The 10695-nt window shown below is 75.6% G+C and carries 2 protein-coding genes; both read right to left on the reverse strand.

From position 1 onward, the window contains the following. Window positions 1-3: 3 nt before the first annotated feature. The gene (locus tag IHE55_RS03525) at window positions 4-1440 is read right to left on the reverse strand and encodes a cytochrome P450 (RefSeq protein WP_197987673.1); all 1437 of its coding nucleotides are present in this window, start codon (window positions 1438-1440) and stop codon (window positions 4-6) included. Next, window positions 1437-10649: a type I polyketide synthase gene (locus IHE55_RS30670; protein ID WP_232265436.1), complete on the reverse strand. Its 9213-nt coding sequence runs from the start codon at window positions 10647-10649 to the stop codon at window positions 1437-1439. Before IHE55_RS30670 ends, IHE55_RS03525 begins: the two co-directional genes overlap by 4 nt. Window positions 10650-10695 lie beyond the last annotated feature (46 nt).

Genomic DNA, 10695 nt, shown 5'->3' on the forward strand with positions numbered 1-10695 from the left:
CGGTCAGTTCGCGACCGCTGCCGCGGCCCGGGGGCGCAGCACCATCCGCGGGCCGTGCTGGGGCACCACGACCGGGCCGCGCGGGACCGCCTTCGCCGGTTCGGCCCCCGCGGGTTCGAGGTCCACGTGGGTGATCAGCTCACGCAGCATGACCTTGATCTCGTGGATGGCGATCCGGTCGCCCATGCAGCGGGTGTGCCCGCCGCCGAACGGGATCCAGGTGTACTGGCCCGGCTGCTTGCCGAGGAACCGCTCCGGGAGGTACTTCTCCGGCTCGGGGTAGCGCTCGGGGTCGTTGTTCATCAGCTCGGCGCTGGGCACCAGCAGCTGGCCGGGCTCGTACCGCACGCCGCCGATGACGATCGGCTCCATGACCTTGCGGGCCAGGTTGTTCGGCAGCGGCGGGTTGAGCCGCAGGACCTCGTGCACCGCGGCGGTGAGGTACTCCTCGGACGTCCCCTCGTCGATCTCCGCGCGCAGCCTGGCGAGCCGCTCGGTGTCCCGGGAGAAGTGCTCCACCGACCAGCAGACCGCGGAGACGGTGGTCACGGTGCCGGCGACGAACATGGTCATGATCTCGTCGCGCAGCTCCTGGCCGGACAGCGGCGAGCCGTCCTCCCCGACGATGCCGAGCAGCACCGACAGCATGTCGTTGTCGAGCTCGCCCAGTTCCACGCGCTCGGCGATCGCCTGGGCGATGAGCGCGTCCACCCGGGGGCGGTTCCGCCAGAAGTCCTTGAGCCCGGTGCCGGGCCGCCGCTTCATGAGCCGCTTCTTCGCCGGTGACCACCGGTCGATCATCAGCATGGCGGTCGGGTAGGTGTTGATTTCGAGCAGGTCCATCAGCGCGTCGAGGAGTTGGGGCCAGCAGGTGGGGGTCACCTTGCCGAAGACGACCTCGCGGATGACGTTCATCGCCCAGCGGTGCACCAGCGGGTGCATGTCCGCGACCTCGTCGCGCGGCCACCCCGCCACCGCGTCCACCGTGATCTGCTCCACCGCCTCGGTGATGCGGGAGAAGGCGGCGCCCTTGAAGCTGCGGGTGAGCGCCTTGCGGCGGGCCAGGTGCTCGTCCTCGTCGAGGAAGGCGAGCCCGGTGTTGCCGAAGAACTTCTCCAGCGCGCCGTTCGAGGTACCGCAGTGCAGGCTGGTGCGGGGGGCCTGGTAGACGGCCCGCACCTCGTCGGGGTCGGTGAGCACGAAGAAGTCCACGCCCGGCAGGAAGCCCAGCCGGAACCGGGGCCCGTACAGCCGCTTGCACTCGTTGAGGAAGTCGGTGCGCCGCCCGGCCCACTGCGCCATCTGCTCCCGCTGGCCCATGGTCGGACCCGGCACCTGGGAGGACGGGATCACCGTCTCCTGCTGCGGTGCCGCGTGGTGGACCGGGCAGCGCCCGGCGCCGTCCTCGACCGCTGCCTCGTTCGCCTCGGGGGGATTCATCGGTTCTCCTTGTCGTACAGACCTGAGTCGGCGGAAAATCCGCACCTGATCCACTTCTCGACGGTCTCCGCGCACTCCGGGTCGTTGACCAGGTCGAAGTGACCGGTGTCGAGGTCCACCACGTCGCCGCCCACGTCCCAGGCGGGCCAGGAGCGCGTGTCGCCGGCCCGCAGGCACAGGCGTGGGGCCCCGACTCCGGTGTCGGCGCGCTCCCCCAGCAGGCGCAGGTAGGCGCCCATCGCCAGCCAGCCGGAGTCGTCGAAGGCGAGGTCCCGGCCGCCGTTGAGCAGCGCGTCCATGCTCGGTTCGAACACGCCGCCGTCGTGCGCGACGACGGACCGGGGGTCGGGCGGGTCGAGCAGGACCAGGCCGGCCGCGGCCCGGCCCCTGCCTTCGAGTTCGGCGGCGAGCGAGTGGGCGACGGCGCCGCCGATGGAGTAGCCGACGAGCACCACCTCGGCGTCGCCGACGGCCTGCTCGACCCGGTCCGCGAGGACCCGGACGGCGGTGTCCCAGGACCCGGGCAGCGGCTCGCCGTCGCGGAAGCCGGGCAGCGAGCAGGAGTACACGTCACGGCCGGGCAGCCTGCCGGCGAGCGCCAGGAACAGGTGCGGGCCCGATCCGACGGCGAACGACGGCACGCAGACGACGGCCGGCCGTCCCGCGTCGCCCCGGGTGAGCCGCACCACCTGGGCGGTGTTCTCCGGCAGGTCCGCGGGTGAGGTGAAGGCCGGGCGGAACCGGGAGGACTCCATCAGCCAGCTCATCGCCCGGTCGAGTTCGCCCACGGCGTGGGCGTGCCGGATCAGCGAGGTGAACGTGCCGCATCCGTCCGGGGCGGGACCGGCGGCCGGGGGCGCAGCGGTGGCGGTGGCGGTGGCGCCGCGGGGTGCGGGGGCCTCCGGGACAGGTCCGTCGCCCGCGGTGGCGGGGCCCGGCCGGCGCGCGCCGGCGTCGCCGGGGGCGGGGTCCGTCCCGGCCGCGGCCACCTCGTCCGCCAGGTGGCGCACCAGCCAGCGGCCCAGGCTGATGGCGTCGGGGTGCTGGAAGATGACGGTCGACGCCACCTGCACACCGGTCACCCGGCGCAGGCGGTTGCCCAGCCGGACCACGCCGACCGAGTTGAAGCCCATCTCCCAGAAGCCCTGGTCCGGTTCGACCGCGTCACCGGACTCGTGTCCGAGCACGGCCGCGATCTGGTCCCGGACCACCTGCTGCGCCAGCGCCTCCCGCTCGTCCGCGGGGACGGCGGCCAGTCGCCGCACCAGCGCGCCGCCCTCGTCGTCCGCGTCCTCGTGGGGGTGCTCGTCGGACGGTGCCGTGGCCGGGCCGCCCGGTACGGCCGCGGCCGGCGCCAGCCAGTACCGCTTGCGCTGGAAGGCGTAGGTCGGCAGGGACACCCGGGTGGCCCCGGTCCCGGCGTAGAAGCCGTCCCAGTCCACCGTCACACCGGCGGTGTGCGCCTCGGCCAGGGACAGCGCGAACCGGTCCAGGCCGCCCTCGTCGCGCCGGAGCGTCCCGAGCGTGGCGACCGTCGCGGCCCGGCCCCCGGTCTCGTGCGCGGCGGCGGTCTGCTCGATCGCGGTGGTCAGCACCGGGTGGGGCGACATCTCCACGAAGCGGGTCGCGCCGTCGTCGATCAGCGCGCGGACCGCGGCTTCGAAACCGACCTCGTTGCGGATGTTCTTGTACCAGTAGGCCGCGTCCAGGCCGGCGGTTTCGACGTAGCCGTCGACCGCCGTGGAGTAGAACGGTATCCGGCCCGCGCGGGGCGCCACCGGGGCCAGCGACTCCACCAGCTCGGTCTCGATGACCTCGACGGCGGCGGAGTGCGAGGCGAACGCGCCGAGCGGGCGGGTCCGCAGCCCGTCGCGCTCGCACTCGGCCCGCACCTGGTCCAGGACACCGGTGTCGCCGGCGAGCACCACGGAGACCGGGCTGTTCACCACGGCGACCGAGGCCCTTCCGGCGTGCGCGGCGGCGCGCCGTTCCGCCTCGTCCCGGGACGTCCCGAGCCACAGCAGGCCGGTGCCCTCGGGCAGCCGGTCCTGCGCGAGGCGGTTGCGCATCGCCACGATCAGGGCGGCGTCCTGGAGCGACAGCGCGCCGGCGACGTAGGCGGCGGCGACCTCGCCCTGGGAGTGTCCGACGACCACGTCCGGTTCCACCCCGTGGGCCCGCCACAGCGCCGCCAGGGAGACCAGCACCGAGAACATCGCCGGCTGGAGCACGTCCATCGCGACCGCGCCGTCCGACGCGTCCAGCGACGGCGCGCCGGGCGCGCCGCGCAGCACCTCCTCCAGGTCCCAGTCCACGTACGGCGCGAACGCCCGCCCGCAGGCGGCGATCTCGTCCGCGAAGACCGGCGCGGTGTCCAGCAGCCGCACCGCCATCCCGGTCCAGTGCGAGCCGTGGCCCGGGAAGACGAACACCGTCCTGCCGTCCAGCGCCTTGCCGTCGACGGTGTGCTCGGCCGGGGTGTCGCCGGCCAGCGCCGCCAGTCCGTCGAGCAGTTCGGCCCGGTCCCGGGCCGCGACCGCGGCCCGCCGCGGCAGGGCCGCGCGGGTCGTCGCCGTCGAGAAGCCGACGTCGAGCGGGTCGAGGCCGGGGTTGGCGAGCAGATGGGCGTGGAGCCGGTCCGCCTGCGCCCGCAGCGCGGCCCGGGTACGGGCGGAGAGCAGCACCGGCACGGCGGGCAGCGGCCGGCCGTCGGTCCGCGGCGCCGGGTCGGCCGCCGGGGCCTCCTCCAGGATCACGTGGGCGTTGGTGCCGCTCATGCCGAAGGCGGAGATCCCGGCCCGGCGCGGCCGGCCGTCGGTCTTCCAGGGCTGGTCCTCCAGGAGCAGCTCGACCTCGCCGGCGTCCCAGTCGATGTGCGGGGACGGCTCGTCCACGTGCAGGGTGCGCGGCAGCAGTTCGTGGCGCATCGCCTGCACCATCTTGATCACCCCGGCGACGCCGGCGGCGGGGCCGGCGTGCCCGATGTTGGACTTGACCGAGCCCAGCCGCAGCGGGCCCCGGTCGCGGTCCTGGCCGTAGGTGGCCAGCAGCGCGTGTGCCTCGATGGGGTCGCCCAGCTTGGTGCCGGTGCCGTGCGCCTCCACCACGTCCACCTGGGCCGGCCGCAGCCCGGACGCGGCCAGGGCCGCCCGGATCACCCGCTCCTGGGAGGGGCCGTTGGGCGCGGTCAGGCCGTTGGTGGCGCCGTCCTGGTTGATCGCGCTGCCGCGCAGCACCGCCAGGACCCGGTGGCCGTTGCGGCGGGCGTCGGAGAGCCGTTCCAGCACGAGCAGGCCCATGCCGTCGGAGAAGGAGGTGCCGTCCGCGGCGGCCGAGAAGGCCTTGCACCGGCCGTCCGGTGACAGGCCGTGGATGCGGGCGGTGTCGGTCAGGGCCACCGGGGTGGACATCACCGTCACGCCGCCCGCCAGGGCGAGGGAGCACTCGCCGGCCCGCAGCGCCTGCATCGCCAGGTGCAGCGCCACCAGCGACGCGGAGCAGGCGGTGTCCACGGTGATCGCCGGGCCCTCCAGCCCCAGGGTGTAGGCGATGCGCCCGGACAGCACGCTCGACATCACACCGGTCATGTGGAACTGCTCCAGCTCCGGCGGCACCGCGGTGCCGTAGTCCGGGTTCACCGCGCCGCAGTACACGCCGGTGTCGGTGCCGCGCAGCGAGGTCGGGTCGATGCCCGCGTGCTCGAACGCCTCCCAGGCGCCCTCCAGCAGCCAGCGCTGCTGGGGGTCCATCGCCCGTGCCTCGTGCGGGCCGATGCCGAAGAAGCCGGCGTCGAAGTCGCCCGCGCCCTCGATGAACCCGCCGATCCGCGCGTAGGTGGTGCCGGGGTGCTCGGGGTCGGGGTGGTACAGCTCGTCGGTGTTCCAGCCGCGGTCGGCGGGGAAGCCGGTCATCCCGTCCCGGCCGGCCGCCACGAACTCCCACAGTTCGTCGGGCGAGTTGATGCCGCCCGGGTACCGGCAGCTCATGCCGACGATGGCGAGCGGTTCGTCGACCGGGCGGCGGCGCGCGGGGACCGCCGGCCGTGCCGTGTCACCGGTCCCGGCCAGTTCGCCGACGATCAGCCGTGCGATCGCCGCCGGGGTCGGGTGGTCGAAGACCGTGGTGGCCGACAGCCGCAGGCCGCTGACCCGGGTCAGCCGGTTGCGCAGCTCGACCGCGCCCATGGAGTCCAGGCCCACGTCCTTGAAGGGGCGTTCGGGGTCGATCGCGGTGTGCGATGCGTGCCCCAGCACCGCGGCGACCTGCGCGCGCACCAGGTCCAGGACGACCCGTACCCGGTCCGCCTCGGGGGTCGTGGCGAGCGTGCGCGCCAGCGATCCGCCGGCCCGGTCGCGCCGGGCGGGCGTGCGGACCAGTCCGCGCAGCCGCGCGGCGAGCGTTCCCCGGCGGGCCCGGGCCCGCAGTTCGGCCGCGTCCTCGCGGACCGGCGTGAGCAGGGCCGGCGCCGCGCCGATCCGGTGGACCAGCTGCCGCACCAGTTCGGGCTCCTCGGTGGCGTCCACCCAGGCGCCCCACACCAGTGCGGTGGCCGGCACGCCCTCGGCGCGCAGCCGGTGGACGACGGCCTCCAGGGCCGCGTCGGCGGCGGCGTCGGCCACCCGCCCGGCGGTGCCGTGGAGTCCGGCGTCGGAGCAGATCACCGCGAAGGCGGCGAGGTCCTGACCGGCGGTCAGCTCACGCAGCCGCAGCGCGACGTCGAGCTTCGCGCCGACCGCCCGGTCGAGCTGGTCGCCGGTGTGGGTCCGCAGGGTGCCGTCGGCGGCCGGCCCGGGGGCGTGCACCACCGCGGTGAGCGGGCCGTCCACGGAGGCCAGTACGTCGGCGAGCGCGTCGGTGGTGTCGCAGACCACCGCGCGGGCGCCCGTCCCGGCCAGGTCGGCGGCCACCGCCTCGGCGGCCCGGTCCGGGCCGCCGAGGGCCGCCAGCAGCAGCGGTCCGGTGTGGCGCCGGGCCAGTTCCCGGGCGACCGCCGGGCCGGCACCGCCGGGGCCGCAGGTGATCAGTACCGTGCCGGCCGGGTCCCACGCGGGTCCGGCCCCGGCCGCGGGGGCCGGGGTGAGGCGCGGGGCGAGCAGCGTGCCCTCGCGGACGGCCAGCTCCGGCTCGTCCAGCTCGCCGAGCACGGTCCAGTCCACGGCGGCCCGGTCGTCGAGATCGACGAGCACCACCGTGTCCGGGTGTTCGGACTGGGCGACGCGGACCGCGCCCCAGACCGCGGCCGGTGCGGGATCGGGCACGAGGCCGCCGGCCGCGACCGCGCCGCGGGTCACCAGCACCAGCCGGGCGTCGGCCGACAGGGGGCTCGCCACCCAGCGGCGCACCGCCTCGGCCACCCGCCCGCACAGCTCCCGCACCCCGGGGCCGCCGTCCGCCTCCGGCTCCGGGACCGGGGCCAGGACGAGGGTGGGCGCCTGCGCGCCGCCGGCGACGGCCGACTCCAGGGCGTCGAGATCGGCGAACCTCTCCCCGGTGGCCTCCAGTTCGCCCAGGACCGCGATCCTCGCAGCCGGCGACGGCTGTGCGTCCACCGCGGTCCAGACCGGCTCGAACAGGGCGTCCGTGCCGTGCCGCAGCGCACCGCCGAGGTGCGGGGCCGGCCGGTGGCCGACCCGGCCGGCCGACAGCACCGGTTCGCCGTCGAGGTCCACCGCGTCCACCCGCAGCACCGAGTCCGCGGCCGTGATCCGTACCCGGAGACGCGCCGCGGTGGCCGGCCCGAACGACACGTCCGCCCAGGAGACCGGCAGCTGCGGCGCGGCACCCGGCTCGGTGTCGAGCAGGCCGCCGTGGAGGGCCGCGTCGAACAGGGCGGGGTGGAGCCCGTACCCGGTGCCGTCGATGTCGTCGGGCAGCGCGACCTCGGTGTAGACCTCCGCGCCGCGGCGCCAGGCCGCCTGCACGCCCTGGAACAGCGGGCCGTGGTCGACCCCGGCCTCCGCCAGGCGCGCGTAGAGGTCGTCGACCGGTACCGGTTCGGCGCCCGCGGGCGGCCACTCCGCCTCGAAGGGCACCGGCGGCGCCGGGGTGGCACCGAGCCGGCCCCGGGCGTGGCAGACCGCCTCCGGCGGTTCGCCGGCGGTGGCGGTGGCGCGGGTGTAGAGGGCGATCTCGCGGCGGCCGTCGGCGTCGGCGGCACCGACGGTGACCTGCACCTGCCGGGGCTCGTCGGTGAGGACCACCTGGGTGGTGATCTCCAGCTCCTCCAGCGCCGGGCAGCCGACCGCCGCCCCGGCCGTGAGCGCCACGTCGACCAGCGCCGCACCGGGCAGCACCAGCGCCCCGTGCACGACGTGCTCGGCGATCCACGGCTGGGTGCCGGCCGCGACGCGCCCGGTGAACACCCACTCGTCGCGGTCGGCCACCGGTACGGCGGCGGTGAGCACCGCGTGGTCCAGCCCGACCTGTCCGGCCGCGGCCGCGTCGGCCGAGCCGGTGCCCGGGGCCAGCCAGAACCGCTCCCGCTGGAAGGCGTACGTCGGCAGCTCGACCCGGGCCGCCGGGGTGCCGGCGTAGTAGGCCGCCCAGTCCACCTCGGCACCGGCGATCCGCGCCGCGCCGAGGAAGCGGGCGAACGTCTCCGCCTCGTCCTGCCGCGCGCGCAGCGCCGGGACCAGGACCGCGTCACCGGCGTCGGCGTCGTCGAGGGTCTGCCCGGCCATGGCGGTCAGCACCGCGTCCGGGCCCAGCTCCAGGAAGCGCCGGGCACCCAGCCGGTACAGGGTCCGCACTCCGTCGGCGAAGCGCACCGCCTGCCGGACGTGCTTCACCCAGTACATCGGGTCGGTGATCTCGTCGGTCACCTTCTCGCCGGTCACGTTGGACACGATCGCGATCTTCGGCGCGGAGAACCGCAGGGTGCGGGCGACGGAGGCGAACTCCGCCAGCATCGGCTCCATCCGCGGCGAATGGAAGGCGTGCGAGACCTTCAGCCGCGAGGTCTTCCGGTCCGCGAAGCGCGGCAGCCACTCCTCGGCGGCGTCGGCGTCGCCGGACACCACCACCGCCCGCGGGCCGTTGACCGCGGCGATCTCCAGCCTGCCCCGGTAGCCGTCCAGCGTCGCGGCGACCTCGTCCTCGGTGGCCTGCACCGCCACCATCGCGCCGCCCGCGGGCAGCGCCCCCATCAGCCGGCCGCGCGCCACCACCAGGGCCGCGGCGTCCTCCAGTGACAGCACCCCGGCCACGTGCGCCGCGGCGATCTCGCCCACCGAGTGCCCGATGAGGTAATCCGGCCGCACGCCGAACGACTCGACCAACCGGTACAGCGCCACCTCGACGGCGAACAGCGCCACCTGCGTGTACTCGGTGGCGTCGAGCAGCGCCGCCGCGTCGGAGCCGGGCTCGGCGCTCAGCAGCTCGCGCACCGGCCGGCCGAGGAGCGGGTCCACCACCGCGCACACCTCGTCCAGCGCGGCGGAGAACGCCGGGTACACCGCCGCCAGTCCGGCGCCCATCCGGGCCCGCTGGGAGCCCTGGCCGGTGAAGAGGACCGCCGTCTTCCCGGCGACCGCGCCTCCGGTGACCGCCCCGGGCTCCCCGGCCGCCAGGTCCGCCAGCGCGGCCATCAGCCCGTCCCGGTCGGCCGCCGTGACCACCGCGCGCCGCTCCAGGAGGGCGCGCGTGGTCGCCGTCGAGTACCCGATGTCGAGGGGCGTCAGCTCCGGCCGCCGCGCGAGGTGGTCGCGCAGCCGCTCGGCCTGCGCCCGCAGCGCCGCCTCGGTGCGTCCCGAGACCAGCACCGGCACCACGCCGGCCGGCCGCCGGGGACGGTCCGGGTCCGGCTCCGGGGTGGCGCCGGGCGCGGCGGGTGCCGGCGGCGCCTCCTCCAGGATGACGTGCACGTTGGTGCCGCTCACGCCGAACGAGGAGACACCGGCCCGGCGCGGGCGGCCCTCCGCCGGCCGCCACGGCCGCGGCTGCGAGAGCACGGCGACCTGGCCGCGGTCCCAGTCCACGTTCGTCGACGGGGTGTCCGCGTACAGGGTGGCCGGCAGCATCTCGTGCCGCATCGCCAGCACCATCTTGATGACACCGGCGATACCGGCGGCCGCCGAGGTGTGACCGATGTTCGACTTGACCGACCCCAGCCACAGCGGGCCGTTCACCCGCTCCCGGCCGTAGGTGTCCAGCAGCGCGTGCGCCTCGATCGGGTCGCCCAGCTCGGTTCCGGTGCCGTGGCCCTCCACAGCGTCCACGTCCGCCGCCGACAGACCGGAGCTGGCCAGCGCCGCCCGGATCACCCGGGCCTGCGCCGGGCCGCTCGGCGCGGTCAGGCCGTTGCTGGCGCCGTCCTGGTTCACCGCGCTGCCCCGGACGACGGCCAGCACGGTGTGCCCGCGCCGCCGCGCGTCCGACAGCCGCTCCAGCACGATGAGGCCGCAGCCGTCGGCGAACCCGGTGCCGTCGGCGTCCTGCGAGTACGCCTTGCACCGGCCGTCGGGCGCCAGCCCGCGCTGCCGGCTGAACTCCACGAGCAGGGTGGGGCTGGACAGCACGGTCACCCCGCCGACCAGCGCCATCGAGCACTCACCGGCCCGCAGCGCCTGCGCGGCCTGGTGCAGCGCCACCAGCGACGACGAACAGGCGGTGTCCACCGTGACGGCCGGGCCCTCCAGGCCCAGCAGGTAGGAGATCCGCCCGGCCAGCACGCTGGTCAGGATGCCGAGCCGGTAGCCGCCCAGCTCCGGGGGCATCGTGGCGCCGTACTCGGAGCTGATGGCACCGCAGAAGACGCCGGTGTCGCTGCCGCGCAGGCTCGTCGGGTCGATCCCGGCGTTCTCGAACGCCTCCCACGCGCCTTCCAGGATCAGCCGCTGCTGCGGGTCCATCGCCAGGGCCTCGCGCGGGCCGATCCCGAAGAAGCCGGCGTCGAACTCCGCGACCCCGTCGACGAATCCGCCGGTGCGGGCGTACGTGGTGCCCGGGTGGTCGGGGTCGGGGTGGTACAGGCGGTCCACCTGCCAGCCGCGGTCCTCGGGCAGCGGCACCATGGCGTCGCGGCCCTCCGCCAGCAGCTGCCACAGGCCCTCGGGCGAGGTCGCGCCGCCGCCGAACCGGCAGCTCATGCCCACGATCGCCAGCGGCTCGGCCGATCGGGTCAGCAGCTGCCGGTTCTGCTTGCGCAGCTGCTCGTTCTCCTTGATCGACATCCGCAGCGCGTCGATGAGTTCGTTCGTCTTTGCGGTCATGCTGGTTCCTCACTTCCCACGCGGCGGTCGGCGTCCAGGTCGGCGT

It is taken from the genome of Streptomyces pactum, from assembly GCF_016031615.1.
GTDB lineage: Bacteria > Actinomycetota > Actinomycetes > Streptomycetales > Streptomycetaceae > Streptomyces > Streptomyces pactus.

Bases quoted from the DNA above. Each gene is read 5' to 3' on its own strand.
- IHE55_RS03525 (WP_197987673.1), bottom strand. From the start codon at position 1,440: ATGAATCCCCCCGAGGCGAACGAGGCAGCGGTCGAGGACGGCGCCGGG.
- IHE55_RS30670 (WP_232265436.1), bottom strand. From the start codon at position 10,649: ATGACCGCAAAGACGAACGAACTCATCGACGCGCTGCGGATGTCGATC.